This is a genomic window from Vibrio sp. 10N.261.52.A1, from assembly GCF_002876325.1.
GTDB lineage: Bacteria > Pseudomonadota > Gammaproteobacteria > Enterobacterales > Vibrionaceae > Vibrio > Vibrio chagasii.
In genome coordinates this window covers 1-239 of the sequence record NZ_MCYD01000451.1, presented here as the reverse complement: position 1 = coordinate 239, position 239 = coordinate 1, and the positions used below count along the sequence as shown (strand labels likewise).

Annotated in this window: 1 pseudogene; it reads left to right on the top strand. The window is 46.4% G+C overall.

The features are described from left to right. Positions 1-239 (top strand): annotated as a pseudogene (locus BCT81_RS05385) (type II secretion system F family protein); the annotation flags it as partial.

The window sequence follows — 239 nt, the reverse complement described above, 5'->3', positions numbered from 1 at the left end:
GGTATGACCATAGAGGCGGCTTTAGCGTACTTGGGTAAAGAGCTTGCGGAGTTTGATTCCGACCTTTGTTATCAGATTAAGCGGACCTCAGATTCGGCCAAGATACATGGCGTTGAAAAGGCTTTGAATGATCTCACTGAGCGAATTCCAACTCCCGCAATTCGAAGTTTTGTGCTGACGATTATTCAGAATTTGCAGTACGGTACTTCTGTGGCGCAAACACTCAGTGACCTTGCTGA